The following is a 17,589-nucleotide window of genomic DNA, read 5'->3' as shown; positions in this document are numbered from 1 at the left end:
GCTCGTGACCGGATACACCGAGACGGTCGACGAGTGGCTGTGGCAGATGACCTTCACGGGTGCGCCAGCGCAGCCGTGGGACGTCGCCGAGGCCGACGGCGAGCAACGCGCCCCGGCCGACGGGTCGACGCTCGGCACCGGTGGCCTGTCCTCGTCGGGCATGAGCTTCCTGCTGACCTCGACCGCCGCCAACGGCGTATGGACGACCGACCCGTCGAGCTTCCCGCTCGACGTCCGGGTGGGCGGGGAACGCCTCACGCTGTCCGGGATCTCCGGCACGACCAGCCCGCAGACCGCCGCCATCTCCGCCCGCGGTGTCAACGGGGCACAGCGAGCATGGCCCGCCGGCACTGAAGTGAACGTGTGGCAACCCGCAGTAGCGGCGCTGTAGGAGAGGACCCCCGATGTCTGTCCATACCGGCGACTATCTGACCCCCGCCCGGCTGAACACCCGCAGCGTGCGAGCCCGCCGCTCGACCACCCTGTCGTTGACGTCCGGCACCATCACGGGCGTCACCTTCGACACCGAGGACTGGGACAACGCGGCCATGTTCGCACCCTCGTCGACCGTGATCACCCTGCCCGTCGCCGGCCTGTGGGCCTTCGCGGCGTTCGGCGCGTTCACCTCCAACGCCACCGGCCTACGGCGGCTACTCATCGACGTCAACGCCACCTCCACCTACCCGTACATCGACTCCCGGCCAGCGGTGTCCGGCGACAACACACACGTCACCCTCACCGACACGCACGTCGCCGCCGCCGGCGACACCCTCCAACTATTCGCACACCAAACCAGCGGCAGCACCTTCAACCTGCTCGCCAACTGCCGCCTCGCAGCCTGGCTGATCGAGTCCTGAGGGAGGCATCGTGACCCGTGCAGCGAACATGCAGGCGCTGACCGACGACGTCAAACGCCAGTGGCCCGGCGTCGTCGTGTACGGCATCGGCGACGCGGCACACAAGGCCAGCGCGTCCGGGCACAACGAGGACGACACCCCCGGCAGCCGGCCCGAGCTGGAGGACGCCGACAACCGGCCGGAGCACCGCGCCATCGACATCATGCTCGGCCCGAAGTTCACCAAGGCCGACGCCGACGCCCTGGTGGCCCGGCTGGTCGCCGACCCGAAGGCCCGAGCCCGGCTCTACTACGTCATCTGGAACGGCTACATCTGGTCTCGGTCCAACGGGTGGCGCAAGACGAAGTACACCGGTGCCGACCAGCACACCGGCCACGTCCACGCCTCGGGGTGGGCGGCCGACGATGAGAACGCCGGCCCGTGGCCCGCCGTGGCCGCAAGGACATCTTCAACCAGCAGCACGGAGGACGACATGACTGCGAAGGCCAGCAGCATCATTGAGGCGTGGGGTGTCGGCGACCCGTCCGTGGAGCCGGTGAAGTGGCGCATCCGCGACGAGGCGTGGCAGAAGCGCACCGACGCCACCCTCGCCGCTGTGCTCGCCGCGGCGAAGGGCCTCGACACCAAGGCGATTCTCGACCGCATCGACCAGGTGGCCGCCGTCGAGTCGGAGCGTGACGCCGCCCTGGTCGAGCTGGTCCGCCGCGCTGGCACGGGCGAGCTGACCGCCGAACAGGTCGTCGACGAGCTGGCCGCGCGCCTGGTCGCCGGCGACGATCCGGCGTCGTGACCGTGCGTGAAGATCGAACGCGTCATCAGGATCGCACTGGATCTCGGGTGCATCCTGGTGGGACTCGGGGGGATCGTCCATCAGACCGTGCTCGTGCCGCCGGGGCAGGCGTCCGAGGCGCTGCTGGTCACGTTCGTGTCGGTGCTCGGGATCCCGGCCGGGGTGGGCCTGTTGTCGCTGCGCAGCAGTGGCGGTACTACGACAGCGTCCGGTCCATCGCCGTCTCCGGCGCCGGACTCGCCGCCGCCACCGTCATCATCTCCATCGCCAACGCCGTCCGGGGCGGCTGAACCATGACGTTCCGCGGCTGGCAGACCCTGATCGTCGCCCTGGTCGCCGCGCTCGGCGCCGGGCTCGCGTCGATCGCGTACACGAACGCGTCCGCGCGCGAGTCGGAACGCAAGTGGTGCGGCGTCGTCACGACCTTGGACGACGCGTACGAGGTGACCCCGCCGCAGACGCCGGCGGGCCGGAAGATCGCCGAAGACATCGCCCGCCTGCGGGCCGACTTCGGCTGCCCATGAGGAGGCTCAATGTTCACCCGCACGTTCTGGAAGGCCACCGTCGAGCGCGCCGGTAAGTCCGCCGCGCAGGCCCTGCTGGGCCTGTGGGCCCTCGACGGGTTCAACGTGTTGCACGCTGACTTCCCGCTCGCCGGCGGCGTCGCGGCCGGCGCCGCGCTGCTGTCGGTGCTCACGTCGATCGTGTCGGCCGGCGCGGGCGAGCCCGACTCGCCGAGCCTCGTCGGAGGCGAGCAGTAGCATCGGATCCGCCTGGTACGAACGACAGCGCCCCGACCGCCTCAGAGGCGGGGTCGGGGCGCTGTCGTTGGCCTCTGCCTTGTGGGTGCCGCTCATCGGCTCCGCTGGCACAGAGCCGCGTACGCCTCGGCGAGCGCGGCGTCCACGGTGCCCGGCGCCCATGCCTGCCCGCATCCCAGGACCGCTCGGGCTTGTGCATCTTCCCGGCTGAGCTTGGGTGCCCCGGCGGGGGCGATCTTCAGATAGGCATCGTATGGGTCGGCGGCGGCCGTCGAGGTGGTGACGGGCTGGTCCGCCGGTCCGGTCTGGTCGAGGTAGAGGACGGTGCCGGCGATCCCAGCACCGAGGACGACCACGGCGGCACCGATCATGATGGGAGTTCGGGTCATCGCCGCACCGTACGCAGTGGAGTCAACTCGGGCTGTCAGGTACGCGACCGGACTCGCGTGTCGGCTAGGAACGGCAGCGCCCCCGCTCACTTCGGTGAGCGGGGGCGTTTTCGCGGTGCGTGTTGGATGCCATACTGCCTGTATGACTGCTGGTGGCTGGCGACTGAATCCCCCGGAGCACGTTCTGGCGCTCGGTTGGCGTCAGCGGGTCCGCCGAGCCTGGGCGTGGTTGACGCGCCGGGTCACCGCGAGGTCGTGAGTTTGCACTGCACCTGACCTGCGCCGCGCTCCCGGGCGCGTTTCTCGCCGTCGGCGATCTCGCAGCGGAACATGTCGGTGCGGTGGCCGGTCGCGGTAATGGTGATCTCGATCTTCAGCCCCGACGTGTAGTCCAGTGTCTGCTTGTACTCACCGCCCGCGATCTTGTCGCGGGTGTGGTCGCCTCGCGCCTCGCCGGCCTTCGCAGCCCGTACGTACACGTCGTAGGGGCCGGTGGCCTCGGTGATGCGGATGGTAACGGTGCGCTGAGCTTTCGGGTCGACGGCGCGGTCGCCGGCAGGCCGATCGCTCTTCACGCCGCCTTCGCCCTCGCAGGCGAGCGCCGCGGCGATCGCGAGGACGAACGCCAGGGCCTTGACGGTGCGGCGTGTTCGGTGAGGATGGTGCATGGGTCAGACCTCCCGTGTCTGATCAAGGCCCTGGGGCGGCGGTTGCGTCGCCGTTCCCGGGGCCGTCCAATCTGGGGCGGATCAGGTGCGCGTACGCGGCCGGGCCCGCCGCGCCGGCGCCGTGACAGTGGCGCGGGGCGCGGCGACCTCACGGAGCCCGGCGTGCTGGACGTACAGCTCGCGTTTCTCCAGGGCATCGCCGGTGGGTCCGAGGACGTACCCGGTGAGCCAGATCCAGCCCGGGTAGGTGGGCCGGTCGTCGACGCTGATCACCCGGACCCGCAGTGCGCGACTGTCGGCGAACTGCACGCTGCACGCTTCGCCGACATGGACCACGGTGCCGGGTGTGGGGATTATCGGATCCAGCCGACGATCCGGTCGTACAGCTCGTCCAGGTCGTCGCCGGGCCGCTCCGCCGCGGCGATGTGGTACAGGGCGCCGACGTGCATCGACAGTCCGATCCGGTCACGGCGGTACGCCTCCAAGAGACGCACCTGAGCCGGCGCGCACGGCCAGGGCGTGCCGGGCTCGTCGCAGGTCTGGCACTCCCACTCCGGCCGGCGGGGCACGTGCTCGTCGGCCAGGCGGGCCTCCAGCGCGTCCAGCTCGCGGATGGCCTGCTGGTAGCGGGCCTCGGAGGCGGCGCGGACGCTGGACGGCGTTTCGGCCATCATGCCGACGGCCCGTCGTAGAGATGCGCGGCCCGCCGCCGCGCCGCCAGGTCGCGTAGCCGCTGCTGCGCGGCCTGCCGGTCGGCGGCTTCCCAGGTCCGGCCGGCGGAGGGCTCGCAGCGGGGCCACCGGCGGGTGAATCGGTTGATCAGGTTGCGCCACATCGACGTCCCCTCAACGGTGGTTTGCGTACGCAAACCTCTACCCTGAGTGTGCGCACGATCCGGGGTGTCCGTCAAGCTTCTGCGTACGCATACTGGTGACTGATCGACCGCTCGGGACGGGAGGCAGACCTGATGCCCATGGGCTACCGCGAGATCGCCGCCGCGCTGCGCAGCGCGATCGAGGCCGGCACCCACCAGCCAGGCGACCGGCTGCCGACGGAGCAGGCTCTCGCCGCGGAGTACGACGTGTCCCGCGAGACGGTGCGCCGGGCGCTCGCCGCGCTCAAGACCGCCGGCCTCGTAACCACGGCGACCAGCCAGGGCACGATCGTCGCGCGGCCGCCGGTGCGGGTGACCCTCACTCACTACGCCGGCGCGGTCGACCCGAGCCGCCCGGGCCGGGAGCTGGGCCCGTGGGAAACCGCCTGCGCGGAGCAGGGCGTGCCGTCGCGGGTGGAAGTGACGGGTGTCGGCCGGGAGCCGGCGCCGGCGGACGTGGCGCGGCGCCTGGAGCTGCCGCCCGACGCCGAGGTGGTGCACCGCCGGCGGCTGATGCACGCCGGTGACGACCTGGCGCAGTTGCAGGATTCCTGGATCCCGGTGGACGTCGCCGCCGGCACCGCGCTGGAGCACAGCGCCAAGGTCGTAGGCGGTCTCTACGCCGCGCTGACCGCCGCGGGCATAGAGCTGGCCACTGCGACGGAAGAGGTCGCCGGTCGTGGCCCGACCACGGACGAGCAGGAGCAGCTGGATCTGCCGGACGCGGGCATGGTGCTGGAGACCTGGCGGACAACCCGGGATCGCGCCGGCCGTCCAGTGGAGCTCCTGCGGTCCGTTGCCGACGCACGCCGGGTCGCTCGCGTCTACGACCGGATGCCGCTCGGCTGAGGCGCCAGGGTCAGTGCGTCGGGGGCGGGCTCCCATACAGCCGGTCCATCTCCTCGAGGAGCCGCTGCCGCTCGTACTCACGCCGCTCCAACTCGGTGGCCGGCCGCCACGTCCGTGCCGGCGACGTCGGCGGCGGCTGCAGCTGCGGCGCTGCGGCGCCGATCGCCATGAGGAGCAGTCCGGCCAGGATGGTCGCCAGCGCGAGCTGCACGGCGACGATCTGGCGGAACCCCGCACTCGACTCCCCCGCACTCTCGATCATCAGTCAGCAACTCTCTGCACCCTAGAAAGGCTAGATATCTAGGGCAAGCAGGCCGTTGATGCGGCGATTCGCACATGGTGTGATCCCTGGGCCCAACCCACGGAGATCACGATCCGATGCCCGCCCGCCGGCTGACGTACGAGCAGATTGCTGACGACCTCGCAGCTCGCATCGCCGCCGGTGAGTACCCGCCACACACCTCACTGCCGAGCATGCGCGAGCTGGCCCTGCTCTACTCGGTGTCCGTCCCCACGATCCAGAAGGCGCACATCGTGCTACGTCAGCGCCGCCTGACGTACGGAGTGCCGGGTGCGGGGGTGTTTGTGGAGGATCGCGACTCGTGGCGCGTCCAGTGATATCGGGCAGCGGCCCGCCCGCGCGCGTGACTACAGGCATCAATCTCACGATTACGCACGGTAATCGGAATTAATTCGGTGATACGTCGGCCCCGTCACGGTCGGTCGCTCATATCACAACGATGATCCACATCTCCGCTGACCGATTGGCCCTGGGCCGGTTGGGCCGTCGAGACTCCACCGGTCGGCCCTCCCGTCTCGTCCACGGGACGTTGTCTGATGGTCCTCCCCCGATGATCACCATCACCAAGGGAGCCCCGTATGCCCGACCATGCTGTTGTGTTCGTGCCCGCATCCCTCGCCACCCCAGAGGCTTTCTCCGCTGCCGCCACGCCCTGCATCGAGCGTGTGGAGGCCTGCGGGTACGTCTTCGGCGGCGTTGTCCGTACGTGGGACGATGCGCTGCGGATGATGCGCTCCGGCCGGGCTGATGTTGTGGTGGTCGCCAGTCGCGCGCTGTTGCCTCATGACCGGCGTCCGCGCGTGGAGGCGGCGACTGACCCGGTGCGGGCCGCCGAGTCGGCGAGTCGCCACGTGGTGCCGCCGGAGGTGATGCGCCAGCAGCTGCGCCGGCCGCGCCGGATCCGCTAGCCCGACACAGCAGCGCCCGGGATCATCCATGCAGGGGAGGATGAACCCGGGCGCCGGCGTTATCCGCTCAGATCGGCAGCGGGAGCGCGGTCACCGCGGCCCGCTTGGCCCCGCCGGCGACCGCCACGTAGACCTGCGTCGTCGTCGGGCTGGCGTGGCCGAGCAGCTCCTGCACCACCCGGATGTCGCCACCGGCCGCCTGGTGGACGTACGTGCCGTACCAGTGGCGCAACCGGTGCATGGTGACACCACGGTGGCGCAGTCGGGACTGCAGGTAGAAGTTCGCCCGCTCTCGGACCTGCCGGCGATCCGCCCGGGCTGACCCGTCTGGAGTCCGGGCGATCGGTCCTCGAGGTAGGTCGACGACGGAGGCCCACACCGCGGGGTGGGTGGGCACGATCCGCTCCCGGCCGCCCTTGCCGTAGATCCAGGTGTCCGTCTCGGTGATGTCCTCGCGGTCCACGCGCGAGATCTCGATGCACCGCATGCCTTGGCCCGAGGCCATCAGGTACCACGTGCGGTACGGCTCTCGCGCCCGGAGGAGGATGTCGCCGAGCTGCTGGTGAGTGACGGGCCGGGGTGCGCGGGCCCGAACGTTGGCGGCGGGCAGGTGCTGGGCCGGGTTGTAGTCCAGCCACGGATCGGAGTCCCGGGTCGCCCAGCTGTAAAAGGCGACAGCGGCGGCCCGGTAGAGCGCCGTGGTGGCCGGCTTTCGGTCGCCGGCGTAGATCTGCTCGCGCAGCTCGTCGGTGCACGCGTAGGCCAGGCCCTCGGGCAGGGTGCGGTCCAGCCGGCAGAGCAGGTCGCTGTACGTCTCGATCGTGGTGGTCGCGCGGCTGAGATCGCGCAGATGCCGGACGAACGCGTCAAGCATCTCGTGCGAGTGCGGCGCGCGAGCGGCTGTGATCATGATCATGTGGTGGTCCCCCCGGACGACGACAGGGTGTCGATGGTGTGCCGGTGCGGCGGGGTGCGGCTATCGGCCGGCGGGCCGGTGGATCGGCGAGGGCCGGCGCCTGGTCGGCGGCACGGGGGATACCGGGCGGATGCTGTTGCGGCTGGGTCGGCTCTTCGGCCGGGAGGGTTCGGTGCGCGTCGGGGACGTGGCCCGGACGGGTGAGTCAGCCGAACGATTGTTCGGTCAGACTAGCGCCATGGCTGAGAACTCCCCCGCCGAGCCCGGTGCGGACTACGTCACAGACATCGGGCTTCGCAAGATTGACCACGTCGGGATCGCCGTGGCCGACCTGGACGCCGCGATCGACTTCTACCAGCGGACGTTCGGGATGCGTTGCGTACACGTCGAGACCAACGCCGAGCAGGGCGTCCGGGAAGCGATGCTGGCCGTCGGGCCGACCACCGAGGGTGGCTGCGTGCAGTTGCTCGCCCCGCTCACCCCCGAGTCGACGATCGCGAAGTTCCTCGACCGCAACGGGCCGGGCGTGCAGCAGGTCGCGTACACCGTGGCGGACATCGACGCGGCCTGCGCGGCACTGCGCGAGCGCGGGGTACGACTGCTCTACGACGAGCCGCGACGCGGCACCGCCGACAGCCGGATCAACTTTGTGCACCCGAAGGACGCCGGCGGCGTGCTGATCGAGCTGGTCGAGCCCGCCGCCGACCACTGACCCACCCCCCGCCCCGGCCGCCGCCTTGCCGGGCGACGCCCTGCCACCCCGCCACCCCACCGCCCTGCCGTCCAAGATCCGCACAACATCCGGGATGTGGTGGTCTCCGCCCGCCGTGAGGCCACTACATCCCTGACGTTGCGGCCACCCGGCGGCGTCCGGCGCACGTCAGTGCGCGGTTGGCGGGGTGCCTGGACACCTTCACGCATCGGCGGATGCAGTTTTTCACAGAGGACTTCCGGCTTTAGCTACCGTTCAGTAACGTCCCGGCCCACAGGAGCGCGACCGGTGCCGGAAGTGTCGAATGCCGACATGGCGGTCGTGCCCACCGGCGCCGACGATGGCAGCACCCGGGCCCGTACGGGTGCGGACGAACCGGAGGTCACCGTGCAGGACATCCTCGAAGCGATCATGGCGGCGGAGGAATCGAACGATCCGGACCGCGAGCTGGCCGGCGTCGCCGGGCTGCCGGTACCGGAGAGCTACCGGGGTGTGGTCGTCCGCGCCGAGGAGTCGCGGATGTTCGACGGCATGGCCACCCGGGACAAGGACCCCCGCAAGGCGTTGCACGTGCAGGAGGTGCCGACCCCGGAACTCGGGCCGGGCGAGGCGCTGATCGCCGTGATGGCGAGCGCGATCAACTACAACACGGTGTGGACCAGCATCTTCGAGCCGGTGTCCACCTTCACGTTCCTCCGGCGCTACGGGCGGATCTCCGAGCTGACCCGCCGGCACGACCTGCCGTACCACGTGGTCGGCTCGGACGCCGCCGGCGTGGTGCTGCGCACCGGCCCCGGGGTCACCCGGTGGGCGGCCGGCGACGAGGTCGTCGCGCACTGTCTCTCCGTCGAGTTGGAGGACGCGGCCGGGCACGACGACACCATGCTCGACCCGCAGCAGCGGATCTGGGGCTTCGAGACCAACTTCGGCGGCCTGGCCGAGCTGGCCGTGGTCAAGGCCAACCAGCTGATGCCCAAGCCGCGCCACCTGAGCTGGGAGGAGGCGGCGAGCCCGGGGTTGGTCAACTCGACCGCGTACCGCCAGCTCGTCTCGCACCACGGCGCCAACATGAAGCAGGGCGACGTGGTGCTGATCTGGGGCGCGTCCGGCGGCCTCGGCGGGTACGCCACCCAGATGGCACTCAACGGCGGCGCGATCCCGGTCTGCGTCGTCTCCTCGCCGGAGAAGGCCGAGCTGTGCCGCCGGATGGGCGCGGAGCTGGTCATCGACCGGGCCGCGGAAGGTTTTCGGTTCTGGAAGGACGAGGAGACCCAGGACCCGGACGAGTGGCGGCGCCTCGGCGAACGGATCCGCGAGCTGACCGGCGGCGAAGACCCGGACATCGTCTTCGAGCACCCGGGCCGGGAGACGTTCGGCGCGAGCGTCTACGTCGCCCGGCGCGGCGGCACCATCGTCACCTGCGCGTCCACCAGCGGCTTCCAGCACCAGTACGACAACCGCTACCTGTGGATGCACCTCAAGCGGATCGTCGGCAGCCACTTCGCCAACTACCACGAGGCGTGGCAGGCCAACCGGCTGGTCGCGCTCGGCAAGGTGCACCCGACGGTGTCGCGCACGTACCCGTTGGAGCAGACCGGCCAGGCGGCGTACGAGGTGCACCGCAACGCCCACCAGGGCAAGGTCGGGGTGCGTTGCCTCGCCCCCACCGACGGGCTGGGCGTTCGCGACGGGGAGCTGCGGGCCCGACACGAGGACGCGATCAACCGGTTCCGGGGGCACTGACCGGGCCACCGGCCGGACGGATGAGCACCGGATGGCCAATGCGGTGATCGGCCATTGTTCTTCCACCCTCATTTGCGCAACGCCGCTCGGGATCGAACAAAGGGCCACGGGACATCCCCGTGGCCCTTTTCCATGTCACGCTGCGTGGCGTCCGACCCGCCCGGGACCTGCCAAGATCGGCGATTGGTCCGGCATCGCCGAGCGCGGGAGTTGACCATGTAAAGAGGACACGAAAGCTGCGCACCGCTCTTGCGAAGCACCCTGGGGCGTCTGCCAGTATGTCCCAATGCCCCAGCAGCAGTCCTCCCCTCTCGCGTTCTTCGATAACGCGAACTCGCAGCCAGATTTCACCGTTGGCCTGCGCGGATACAACACTCACCAGGTCGATGACTTCCTCGGCCGGATGACCGCCGCGCTGACCCAGTCCGAGCAGGCCCGTGCCGAGGCCGAGCAGCGGATGAACGACGCCCAGCGTCGGCTCCGCCAGGCCGAGCAGCGCATGAGTGCGCTGGAGCAGAAGCTCGCCGACACCAACAAGCAGCTCGAAGAGAACAGCCGGCCCACCCTTTCCGGGCTCGGCACCCGCGTCGAGCAGATCCTCCGGCTCGCCGAGGAGCAGGCCAACGACCACCGCAACGAGGCCAAGCGCGAGTCGGAGGGCATCCTCTCCGCCGCCCGCCTCGAGGCCCGTGAGATCACCGACAAGGCCCGCGCCGAGGCCGCCGCGATGAAGGCGAGCGCCGAGCGCGAGGCCGGCAACCTGCGTACCGCCGCCGAGCGCGAGGCCGCCGAGGTCCGGGTGCAGGCCCGCCGCGAGGCCGACACGCTGCGCGCGGACGCCGACCGCGAGACCAAGCAACTGCGCACGGTCACCGCGCACGAGGTGGCCGAGCTGAAGTCGACCGTGGAGCGGGAGGTGGCCACCCTGCGCGCCACCGCCGAGCGGGAGATCACCCAGCAGCGGGCCAAGGCGGCCCGCGAGGCCGAGGAGAAGCGCGCCGAGGCGACCAAGCTGCTCACCGACGCGCGGGACAAGCGCGACAAGGATCTGCAGGCTCTGGAGCTCCAGTTGGCCGAGCGGCGGGAGAAGGCGGAGCGCGAGGAGTCCGAGCGGCACGCCGCCCAGGTCGCGCAGACCCAGAAGCTGGTCAGCGAGGCTGAGCAGCGGGCGCGGGCTGCGCAGGAGCGGGCCAAGGAGATCGAGCAGCGCGCCGAGGCCCGCCGGGTCGAGTCGGAGCGCAACGCCGCCGAGACGGTGGACAAGGCCAAGGCCCTGTCCGAGAAGACGCTCAACGAGGCCAAGGCCGAGTCGCAGCGCCTGCTCACCGAGGCCCGCACCGAGGCGGAGCTGACCACGCAGGCCGCCCGCCGCGAGGTCGAGGACCTCACCCGGCAGAAGGACGCGGTCACCTCGCAGCTCGGCCAGATGCTCTCCGGGCTCGCCGGGATCGTCCCCGGGGTGCCGGCGTCGGCAGCTCCGGCGGCCAAGCCGGAGGCCAAGAAGACCGACGGTGGTCAGGAGCGGGTGACCGCGGAGACCGCCGGCTGACGCCAGGCGTCAGGTCGGGGCATCGACGGCGCGAGGTGACACCGGGTAACCGGTGTGACCTCGCGCCGTATGCGTTTCCCAGCCCGTGGCACGCAGTGCCGCGAATGGAGTGAAGTAGGTCCCACAAGGGGCGTCCGTATCGCCCCAGCCGGAGCCGATGCGTGTGAGGATGGGGGCATGTCGCACGGCGAGGAACTGTTCGCGCTCGGCGGGGACGTGACGACGGAGCCCAGCTTCGAGTCCGCTCTGCGGGGGTACGAAAAGAAACAGGTCGACCGGTACGTCGCGCGTGCCGAGCACGAGATCGCGACCCTCGCCGCCGAACGGGAACAGGCCTACACACAGATCCACAAACTCGCCGGCCAGGTCGAGGTGCTGCAGCGCGACCTCACCCAGGTACGCAAGCAGATGAATGTGGTGGACCGGGCGTCGTTCCGACACCTGGGCCCCCGGGTCGAGTCGATCCTCACCCTCGCCGAGGAGCAGGCCGAGCAGATCCTGTCGGCGGCCAACGAGGAGATCGAGGCCCGTCGTGCCGCTGCCGAGCACATCATCGAGGAGGCCCGGGAGCAGGCCGGGCGGGCACTGAAGGACTTCGAGATCGCCCTCGCCGCGCGGCGCGCGGAGGAGGAGCGGCACAGCGCCTCCCGGCGTGCCGAGGCGGAGGCGACGCTTCAGGCGGCGAAGGATGAGTCGGCGAAGCTGCGCAAGGCGGCACAGGACGCGTTGGCGAAGGCCCAGCAGGAGGCCACCCAACTGCGGGACACCGCCAAGGAGATCCACACTCGGGCTCAGCAGGAGTCCACCAAGCTGCGCGAGGCGGCCCGCGAGGCGCTGACCACCGCCCGGCAGGAGGCCAGCGAGCTACGCGAGGCCGCCAAGGAGGTGCACGCCAAGGCGCAGCAGGAGGCAAAGCGGCTCACCGACACCGCGACCGAGGCGGGCCGGGCCACCCACGCCAAGGCGCAGCAGGAGGCCAAGCAGATCATCGACGACGCGTCGATGGCCGGCCGGGCCACCCGGGCCAAGGCGCAGCAGGAGGCGGAGCGGCTGACCACGCAGGCCACCGAGTCGGCCAAACGCAACCGGGCCGAGACCGAGGCGTACGTCCAGCGGATGCGCACCGAGACCGAGGCGTACGTCAAGCACGCCCGCGCGCAGACCCAGCAGGAGCTGGGCGCCTGGCGCGCCGGGGTGGAGCAGGAGGTCAACTCCCGGCGGGAGGCGGCCGACCGGGAGCTGGCCCAGCGGCGGTCCACGGCCGAGCAGGAGTACGCGAAGCGCCGCGACGAGCTGGACAAGCAGCACGCCTCCCGTCAGCAGGAGCTGGAGGCCGGGTTCACCAGCCGTCAGCAGGAGCTGGAGAGCACCTTCACCGGCCGCCAGCAGGAGTTGGAGTCGAGCTTCACCGCCCGCCGCGACGAGCTGGAGACCGAGTACTCGACCCGCAAGGAGACGCTGGAGACCGAGTACACCGGCCGCAAGAACGAGATCGAGCAGGGTGCCGAGGCGATCCGCCTGGCGGCCGAGCGGGACGCGTCGGCCCTGCGCGAGCGCGCCGAGTCGGAGGCCGCCGAGCTGCTGAGCCGGGCCGAGGCCGAGGCGGGCGACAAGCGCCGCAAGGCCGACGAGCACGTCGCGGCGTCGCGTCGCCAGTTCGAGGAGTACGCGGCCACCACCCAGCAGCACCTCGCCACCACGCAGCAGCACCTGGCGGCCACCCAGCAGGAGTCGGCGGCCGGCCGGCAGCAGCTCGCCCAGGTGATGTTGGAGATCGCGCAGGCCCAGCAGCAACTCGCTGACCTGCGGCAGGAGACGTGGAGGGCCCGGCAGGAGTCGGACGAGATCGAGCGGCGGATGGCCGAAGTGCGGCTGCACAGCACCACCGGCCCGACCGACGGCCCGACCGCGCCGGCGGCGGGCGATCGCCCCGACGACGCGCCGGCGACCGGCGAGGCTTCCGCCGTACCCGCGACCGTGGCGACCAGCGGCGGGAACGGCCCGGCCGACGACGCCGGTACCGACGGACCGACCAAGACCGCGACCGTTGCGGCCGGCGGCGGGAACGGCCCGGCCGGCGGCGACGGTGCGGCCGGTGGTCGCAAGGTCGCGCCCGACGGCGTTGCGCAGCCGGTGAACGCCAGCGCCGACGATTCCGGGCAGTCGACCACGCGACCGGTGGCCGAGCCGGTGACCACTGTCGACGGTGGCACGGCCAGCGCCGGGGTCGACGGCGAGCCGACGGTGGCGGCCGTTCCGGGCGAGGGTGGCCGGGACGCCAAGCCGACCAAGATCACCAGCACCGGCGAGAACGGCAAGCGCCCCAGCAAGCCGACCACCGACGAGCGCAGTGCCAAGCCCAGCAAGGTCACGATCGAGAAGGACTGACGGACGCCCACACCGAGCGTCGAGATCTTGGACAGTTTCCGTTAGGACGTGACGGGAACTGTCCAAGATCTGCACGGAGCCAGCAGGGTCTAGCTGACGTGCGGGGGTGGATCGATGATCGGGCGGCGGAACGGCCCCCACGCCACGAAACGTTCGAACAACTCCCTGGGCGTCGGCCCGTCGTAGGGATTGAGCTGGTACAGGTCGTGTGCTGCCTCGTGGTAGAGCCCGGCCAGGTAGATGGTCAGCGCGGCAGGATCTTCGTCGAACTCCGCCTTGAGTAGCAGCCGGGCGTCCGCACAGGGCCAGGGTCGGCCGTCGGCCCGGCAGCGCCACATGGGTCGCAGCGGAGTGTGCGGCGTCCGCGCACCGCAGGGTCGGGGGAACGCGGGGTACGGCCCAAGTCGCGGCTGGGGCAGCCCCGATGCCGGCGTACGGCCCCGGCCACCCGATCCAGAGCCCGACGGCGTGCATCTCGACCGGGGCGCCGCGGTGACGGGCAGCGCGCGACCGGCACGGCGAGAACTGGGCATGGGTACCTCCTCGACTGGAAACGGTTGCGCCGCCGGGATGAGCCAGGAGGATTTCGGCCGTCTGGTCCACTATTCCGGCTCGATGGTGTCGGCACTGGAGCTGGGCCAACGACCCCTGGACCGGCTGTTCCTGGCCCGCGCCGACGAGGTGCTGACCACCGACGGCCTCCTCGTCCACCTGCTCAAGCTCGCGGAGCGGGACGGTCAGCCGAGCTGGTTCCGTCCGTGGCTGGACGCCGAGCGCAGCGCCCGCCAACTGCGGTGTTTCCAACCCACGCTGATCCCGGGGCTGCTACAGACCGAGAACTACGCCCGCGCCGTTATCCGTTGCGACGACCTGCTCAGCGACGACGAGGTGGAACGCCGGGTCCACGCCCGCCTGGACCGCCAGTCGCTGCTGATGCAGCCGGATCCGCCGCAGTTCGTGGCGGTGGTGGACGAGTTGGTGCTGCGGCGGTCCGGCGAGGAGGTCCGCGGCTTGATGGTCGAGCAGCTCACCCACCTCGTCGCGAGCATGGAGCGACCACACGTCAGCCTGCACGTCATTCCGGCCGACGTCGGGCTGCACGTCGGCCTCTCCGGGCCGTTCAACCTGGCCCGTGGTGCCGACGGTGGTTGGGTTGGGCACATGGAGCACCAGATTGACGGTCTCGTCGTGGATGGCGACCATGAGGTGGCTACGCTGCTGGCGCGCTGGGAGATGATCAGAAGCAGTGCGTTGTCCCGCCGCCAGTCGATCGAACTGATGAAGGAAGTTGTGACCTCATGGACCTGACCGGCGCGCTCTGGCGCACGTCCAGCCGTAGCGGTAACGGTGAGTGTGTCGAGGTGGCGGACAACCTGCCCGGGGTGGTGGGGGTGCGGGACAGCAAGGACCCGTCCGGCACGGTGCTGGTCTTCGCGCCGGCCGCGTGGCGGGCGTTCGTGGCCGCCACCCGTCGTCCCACCGCCTGAGCCGGGAGGTCCCTGGTGCCGCAGCATGACCCGTCCGGCGACGACCCGGACGTGACCCCCGAGTCCTCCTCGGCCCAGGCACCCGCGCCGGTGCCGGTCCCCGCCCCGGGAATCGACCCCGACGAGCCGCCGGCGGTCCCGTCCGGGAAGTTCGGCACTCCGGGGCGTCCGCTGCGGCGCAGCAGTTTCCTGATCGGCTTCACCGGCGCGTTGGGCGTGCTGCTGGCGTACACCCTCTATCTGGGGATTCGCAACGCCGGCGGCATCCTGGTGCTGGTGGTGATCGCGCTCTTCCTCGCGGTCGGCCTCAACCCGGCGGTGGTGCGGCTGCGCCGGTGGCGCGTGCCGCACGGCCTGGCGGTCGCGGTGGTCGCGTTGACCGTGGTGTTGCTGATCTGCGGCGGCGTGGTGGCGTTGGTCCCGCCGATCGTGACGCAGTCCGGGCAGTTCATCGATCAGATCCCCAGCCTGCTTGAGGAGTTGCGCCGCAACCCGACGGTCAACGACCTGGTGGAGCGGTACGACGTGGTGGAGCGGGTGCAGGGCGCGGCGAACGCGGACACCATCGGCCGGGCACTGGGCGGGGTGCTCGGCGGGGCCCAACTGATCTTCGGCACGGTGTTCCGGACACTGACCGTGCTGGTGCTGACCATCTACTTCCTGGCGTACTTCAACCGGCTGCGTTCCCTGGGCTACGCGTTGGTGCCCCGCTCGCGGCGGGAGCGGGTGCAGCTGATCGGCGACGAGATCCTGACCAAGGTCGGCGCGTACATGGTCGGGGCCCTGAGCATCGCGGTGCTGGCCGGCGCGACCACCTTCGTGTTCGCGTTGATCGTCGGGCTGCCGTACCCGTTCGCGTTGGCCGTGGTCGTCGCGGTGACCGACCTGATCCCACAGATCGGCGCCACCCTCGGTGCGGTGATCGTGAGCCTGGTCGGCTTCGCCGCCGACCTGCCCACCGGCATCGCCTGCGCGGTGTTCTTCCTGATCTATCAGCAGGTGGAGAACTACCTGATCTACCCGAAGGTGATGCGGCGCTCGGTGGAGGTCAACGAGGTGGCCGCCCTGCTGGCCGCGCTGCTCGGGGTGGCCCTGCTGGGCGTGGTGGGTGCGCTGATCGCCATCCCGACGGTGGCCGCGCTGCAACTGATCCTGCGTGAGGTGGTGCTGCCCCGGCAGGAGCGGCGCTGACCCGTCAGTCGCCCGGCCGGGGCACGGGGGTGTCCGCGAAGGCCGCCACCGTCCGGTCGGCGTACGCGCTGACGTCGCCGGCCTCCATCGGGCCGTCCCAGGTGGTCGGCAGGGGCACCTCGACCGCGGGGTTGACCCGGCGGACGATCTCGTCGAGCACGGTCTCCGCGTCGCCGACCCAGAGGTGCTTGGCGCCCGGCACCCCGACGACCTCGGCCTGCGGCACGGCCGCGAACCGCTCCCGCGCCTCCGCCGGGCGCAGGTAGTCGTCGAACTCCGGCACCAGCGCCACCAGCGGCCGACCGGAGCCGGCCCAGGTGGTCAGATCGTCCGGTGTCGAGAAGCGCAGCGGCGGGGAGAGCAGGATCGCGCCGGCGATGGCCGGGTCACACCCGTACTTGAGGGCCAGGTCGGTGCCGAACGACCAGCCGACCAGCCAGATGTTGGGCAGTTCGGCGAACTCCGCGTACTCGATGGCGGCGGCCACGTCGAAACGTTCGCCCACCGCACCGTCGAAGGCCCCCTCGCTGGTGCCGCGCACACTGCTGGTGCCGCGGGTGTTGAACCGCAGCACGGCCACGTCGGCCAGCGCGGGCAGCCGCCAGGCCGCCTTGCGGAACACGTGGCTGTCCATCATTCCGCCGTGGGTGGGCAGCGGGTGCAGGCAGACCAGGGTGGCGACCGGCGGTCGCTGCGCCGGCAGGGCCAACTCGCCGACCAGCCGCAGACCGTCGGCGGTGTGCAGCTCGATGTCCTCCCGACGACCGGGCAGGATCGACGACGCGCGGATCGGTGTGCTCACCGCCCAAGTCTGTCGCGAAGTCGCCGCCGCCGCCCGCCCAGGCGGGAAGAGGGTGATCCAGGTCGCTCGCTCAGTAGCGCGGGGTGCCCCGGCCGCGCTGCACCGCCGGGCCGCGCCGCTCCCGGGCACGCCAGCAGCCGCTGTGCCAGTGCCGCCGGTCGGTCAGGTCACCCAGGCCGTCCGCCGGCCAGGCCACCAGGTGCGCCACCCCGGGTCGGATCTCCTGGTCACAACCGGGGCAGCGGTACGTCTTGACCGACGCGCCCGCGCCGATCCCGCGCACCTGCCAGGCACCGTCGGTCCACTGCTGCACCGAGGCGACACCCTGCCGGACCCGGTCGGCATCCAGGTTGGCGTTCTCGTCCCGGCGAGGGCGATTGCGACGGGGGCTCACAGTCACCAAG

Annotated in this window: 25 protein-coding genes and 1 pseudogene; 16 read left to right on the top strand and 10 right to left on the bottom strand. The window is 71.1% G+C overall.

Annotation, left to right across the window (positions count from 1 at the left end):
* The 6 genes and pseudogenes from O7620_RS31350 to O7620_RS31325 form a co-directional block, all read left to right on the top strand.
* Positions 1-391 (top strand): annotated as a pseudogene (locus O7620_RS31350) (hypothetical protein); the annotation flags it as partial.
* A 13-nt stretch (positions 392-404) separates the two neighbouring features.
* Positions 405-857, top strand: a complete 453-nt coding sequence (locus tag O7620_RS31345; RefSeq protein WP_278126773.1) for a hypothetical protein — start codon at positions 405-407, stop codon at positions 855-857.
* Between the two features lie 10 nt (positions 858-867).
* Positions 868-1,647 carry a hypothetical protein gene (locus tag O7620_RS31340; RefSeq protein WP_278126771.1) on the top strand — a complete coding sequence of 260 codons (780 nt, stop codon included), beginning with the start codon at positions 868-870 and terminating at the stop codon, positions 1,645-1,647.
* A gap of 6 nt (positions 1,648-1,653) precedes the next feature.
* Positions 1,654-1,944, top strand: coding sequence for a hypothetical protein (locus O7620_RS31335; RefSeq protein WP_278126770.1), 291 nt, complete (start codon positions 1,654-1,656; stop codon positions 1,942-1,944).
* Positions 1,941-2,171, top strand: a complete 231-nt coding sequence (locus O7620_RS31330; protein WP_278126769.1) for a hypothetical protein — start codon at positions 1,941-1,943, stop codon at positions 2,169-2,171. Before O7620_RS31335 ends, O7620_RS31330 begins: the two co-directional genes overlap by 4 nt.
* Positions 2,172-2,180: 9 nt before the next feature.
* Complete coding sequence (locus O7620_RS31325) at positions 2,181-2,408, top strand: holin (RefSeq protein ID WP_278126768.1); 228 nt, start codon at positions 2,181-2,183, stop codon at positions 2,406-2,408.
* Between the two features lie 92 nt (positions 2,409-2,500).
* Here O7620_RS31325 and O7620_RS31320 read toward each other — a convergent pair whose 3' ends face one another.
* The 5 genes from O7620_RS31320 to O7620_RS31300 all read right to left on the bottom strand — a co-directional run bounded on the left by O7620_RS31320 (position 2,501) and on the right by O7620_RS31300 (position 4,300).
* Positions 2,501-2,797, bottom strand: coding sequence for a hypothetical protein (locus tag O7620_RS31320; protein ID WP_278126766.1), 297 nt, complete (start codon positions 2,795-2,797; stop codon positions 2,501-2,503).
* Positions 2,798-3,039: 242 nt separating this feature from the next.
* Positions 3,040-3,465: a hypothetical protein gene (locus O7620_RS31315; RefSeq protein ID WP_278126764.1), complete on the bottom strand. Its 426-nt coding sequence runs from the start codon at positions 3,463-3,465 to the stop codon at positions 3,040-3,042.
* Positions 3,466-3,546: 81 nt separating this feature from the next.
* Entirely contained in the window at positions 3,547-3,801 is a 255-nt protein-coding gene (locus tag O7620_RS31310; RefSeq protein ID WP_278126763.1) for a hypothetical protein, read from the bottom strand.
* A gap of 17 nt (positions 3,802-3,818) precedes the next feature.
* On the bottom strand, positions 3,819-4,139 hold the full coding sequence (locus O7620_RS31305; protein ID WP_278126761.1) for a hypothetical protein: 321 nt from the start codon (positions 4,137-4,139) through the stop codon (positions 3,819-3,821).
* A complete protein-coding gene (locus O7620_RS31300; protein ID WP_278126759.1) occupies positions 4,136-4,300 on the bottom strand; it encodes a hypothetical protein in 165 nt (54 codons plus the stop codon). Before O7620_RS31300 ends, O7620_RS31305 begins: the two co-directional genes overlap by 4 nt.
* A gap of 132 nt (positions 4,301-4,432) precedes the next feature.
* Here O7620_RS31300 and O7620_RS31295 point away from each other — a divergent pair, with 132 nt between their 5' ends.
* Entirely contained in the window at positions 4,433-5,188 is a 756-nt protein-coding gene (locus tag O7620_RS31295; protein ID WP_278126758.1) for a GntR family transcriptional regulator, read from the top strand.
* A gap of 10 nt (positions 5,189-5,198) precedes the next feature.
* On the opposite strand, the gene O7620_RS31290 is transcribed toward O7620_RS31295, so the two are convergent.
* Positions 5,199-5,450, bottom strand: a complete 252-nt coding sequence (locus O7620_RS31290) for a hypothetical protein (protein ID WP_278126756.1) — start codon at positions 5,448-5,450, stop codon at positions 5,199-5,201.
* A 116-nt stretch (positions 5,451-5,566) separates the two neighbouring features.
* Here O7620_RS31290 and O7620_RS31285 point away from each other — a divergent pair, with 116 nt between their 5' ends.
* The gene (locus O7620_RS31285; RefSeq protein WP_278126755.1) at positions 5,567-5,806 is read left to right on the top strand and encodes a winged helix-turn-helix domain-containing protein; all 240 of its coding nucleotides are present in this window, start codon (positions 5,567-5,569) and stop codon (positions 5,804-5,806) included.
* A gap of 261 nt (positions 5,807-6,067) precedes the next feature.
* On the top strand, positions 6,068-6,397 hold the full coding sequence (locus tag O7620_RS31280; protein WP_278126754.1) for a hypothetical protein: 330 nt from the start codon (positions 6,068-6,070) through the stop codon (positions 6,395-6,397).
* 67 nt (positions 6,398-6,464) lie between these two features.
* Here O7620_RS31280 and O7620_RS31275 read toward each other — a convergent pair whose 3' ends face one another.
* Complete coding sequence (locus O7620_RS31275; protein ID WP_278126753.1) at positions 6,465-7,313, bottom strand: tyrosine-type recombinase/integrase; 849 nt, start codon at positions 7,311-7,313, stop codon at positions 6,465-6,467.
* A 238-nt stretch (positions 7,314-7,551) separates the two neighbouring features.
* On the opposite strand from O7620_RS31275, the gene mce reads away from it, so the two are divergent.
* From mce to O7620_RS31255, 4 genes are all read left to right on the top strand, one after another.
* Entirely contained in the window at positions 7,552-8,025 is a 474-nt protein-coding gene (mce, locus tag O7620_RS31270) for a methylmalonyl-CoA epimerase (RefSeq protein ID WP_278126752.1), read from the top strand.
* Between the two features lie 387 nt (positions 8,026-8,412).
* The gene (ccrA, locus tag O7620_RS31265) at positions 8,413-9,768 is read left to right on the top strand and encodes a crotonyl-CoA carboxylase/reductase (protein ID WP_151490944.1); all 1,356 of its coding nucleotides are present in this window, start codon (positions 8,413-8,415) and stop codon (positions 9,766-9,768) included.
* Between the two features lie 286 nt (positions 9,769-10,054).
* A complete protein-coding gene (locus O7620_RS31260) occupies positions 10,055-11,317 on the top strand; it encodes a DivIVA domain-containing protein (RefSeq protein ID WP_151490932.1) in 1,263 nt (420 codons plus the stop codon).
* A gap of 177 nt (positions 11,318-11,494) precedes the next feature.
* Positions 11,495-13,705 carry a hypothetical protein gene (locus O7620_RS31255; RefSeq protein ID WP_278126751.1) on the top strand — a complete coding sequence of 737 codons (2,211 nt, stop codon included), beginning with the start codon at positions 11,495-11,497 and terminating at the stop codon, positions 13,703-13,705.
* A gap of 89 nt (positions 13,706-13,794) precedes the next feature.
* On the opposite strand, the gene O7620_RS31250 is transcribed toward O7620_RS31255, so the two are convergent.
* Complete coding sequence (locus O7620_RS31250) at positions 13,795-14,124, bottom strand: hypothetical protein (protein ID WP_151490945.1); 330 nt, start codon at positions 14,122-14,124, stop codon at positions 13,795-13,797.
* A 112-nt stretch (positions 14,125-14,236) separates the two neighbouring features.
* Between O7620_RS31250 and O7620_RS31245 the strand changes: the two genes are divergently transcribed.
* From O7620_RS31245 to O7620_RS31235, 3 genes are all read left to right on the top strand, one after another.
* Positions 14,237-15,013, top strand: a complete 777-nt coding sequence (locus tag O7620_RS31245; RefSeq protein ID WP_278126750.1) for a helix-turn-helix transcriptional regulator — start codon at positions 14,237-14,239, stop codon at positions 15,011-15,013.
* Entirely contained in the window at positions 15,004-15,192 is a 189-nt protein-coding gene (locus tag O7620_RS31240) for a DUF397 domain-containing protein (protein ID WP_151490934.1), read from the top strand. Before O7620_RS31245 ends, O7620_RS31240 begins: the two co-directional genes overlap by 10 nt.
* Positions 15,193-15,282: 90 nt before the next feature.
* Positions 15,283-16,383: an AI-2E family transporter gene (locus tag O7620_RS31235; protein ID WP_278127232.1), complete on the top strand. Its 1,101-nt coding sequence runs from the start codon at positions 15,283-15,285 to the stop codon at positions 16,381-16,383.
* Between the two features lie 4 nt (positions 16,384-16,387).
* Here O7620_RS31235 and O7620_RS31230 read toward each other — a convergent pair whose 3' ends face one another.
* The gene (locus O7620_RS31230; protein WP_278126749.1) at positions 16,388-17,185 is read right to left on the bottom strand and encodes an alpha/beta hydrolase; all 798 of its coding nucleotides are present in this window, start codon (positions 17,183-17,185) and stop codon (positions 16,388-16,390) included.
* Positions 17,186-17,255: 70 nt separating this feature from the next.
* Entirely contained in the window at positions 17,256-17,579 is a 324-nt protein-coding gene (locus tag O7620_RS31225) for a hypothetical protein (protein ID WP_231640156.1), read from the bottom strand.
* Positions 17,580-17,589: the final 10 nt, after the last annotated feature.

This window comes from Micromonospora sp. WMMD710 (genome assembly GCF_029626045.1).
In the GTDB taxonomy this organism is placed as follows: Bacteria; Actinomycetota; Actinomycetes; order Mycobacteriales; family Micromonosporaceae; genus Micromonospora.
Note: the sequence above shows the minus strand (reverse complement) of the source record. Positions and strands in the feature narration are given on the sequence as shown.

Coding starts and splice junctions, on each gene's coding strand:
- O7620_RS31320 (WP_278126766.1), bottom strand. CDS start 2,797: ATGACCCGAACTCCCATCATGATCGGTGCCGCCGTGGTCGTCCTCGGT.
- O7620_RS31300 (WP_278126759.1), bottom strand. CDS start 4,300: ATGTGGCGCAACCTGATCAACCGATTCACCCGCCGGTGGCCCCGCTGC.
- O7620_RS31275 (WP_278126753.1), bottom strand. CDS start 7,313: ATGATCATGATCACAGCCGCTCGCGCGCCGCACTCGCACGAGATGCTT.
- O7620_RS31305 (WP_278126761.1), bottom strand. CDS start 4,139: ATGATGGCCGAAACGCCGTCCAGCGTCCGCGCCGCCTCCGAGGCCCGC.
- O7620_RS31285 (WP_278126755.1), top strand. CDS start 5,567: ATGCCCGCCCGCCGGCTGACGTACGAGCAGATTGCTGACGACCTCGCA.
- O7620_RS31345 (WP_278126773.1), top strand. CDS start 405: ATGTCTGTCCATACCGGCGACTATCTGACCCCCGCCCGGCTGAACACC.
- O7620_RS31245 (WP_278126750.1), top strand. CDS start 14,237: ATGGGTACCTCCTCGACTGGAAACGGTTGCGCCGCCGGGATGAGCCAG.
- O7620_RS31325 (WP_278126768.1), top strand. CDS start 2,181: ATGTTCACCCGCACGTTCTGGAAGGCCACCGTCGAGCGCGCCGGTAAG.
- mce (WP_278126752.1), top strand. CDS start 7,552: ATGGCTGAGAACTCCCCCGCCGAGCCCGGTGCGGACTACGTCACAGAC.
- O7620_RS31255 (WP_278126751.1), top strand. CDS start 11,495: ATGTCGCACGGCGAGGAACTGTTCGCGCTCGGCGGGGACGTGACGACG.
- O7620_RS31290 (WP_278126756.1), bottom strand. CDS start 5,450: ATGATCGAGAGTGCGGGGGAGTCGAGTGCGGGGTTCCGCCAGATCGTC.
- O7620_RS31330 (WP_278126769.1), top strand. CDS start 1,941: ATGACGTTCCGCGGCTGGCAGACCCTGATCGTCGCCCTGGTCGCCGCG.
- O7620_RS31280 (WP_278126754.1), top strand. CDS start 6,068: ATGCCCGACCATGCTGTTGTGTTCGTGCCCGCATCCCTCGCCACCCCA.
- O7620_RS31240 (WP_151490934.1), top strand. CDS start 15,004: ATGGACCTGACCGGCGCGCTCTGGCGCACGTCCAGCCGTAGCGGTAAC.
- O7620_RS31315 (WP_278126764.1), bottom strand. CDS start 3,465: ATGCACCATCCTCACCGAACACGCCGCACCGTCAAGGCCCTGGCGTTC.
- O7620_RS31295 (WP_278126758.1), top strand. CDS start 4,433: ATGCCCATGGGCTACCGCGAGATCGCCGCCGCGCTGCGCAGCGCGATC.
- O7620_RS31260 (WP_151490932.1), top strand. CDS start 10,055: ATGCCCCAGCAGCAGTCCTCCCCTCTCGCGTTCTTCGATAACGCGAAC.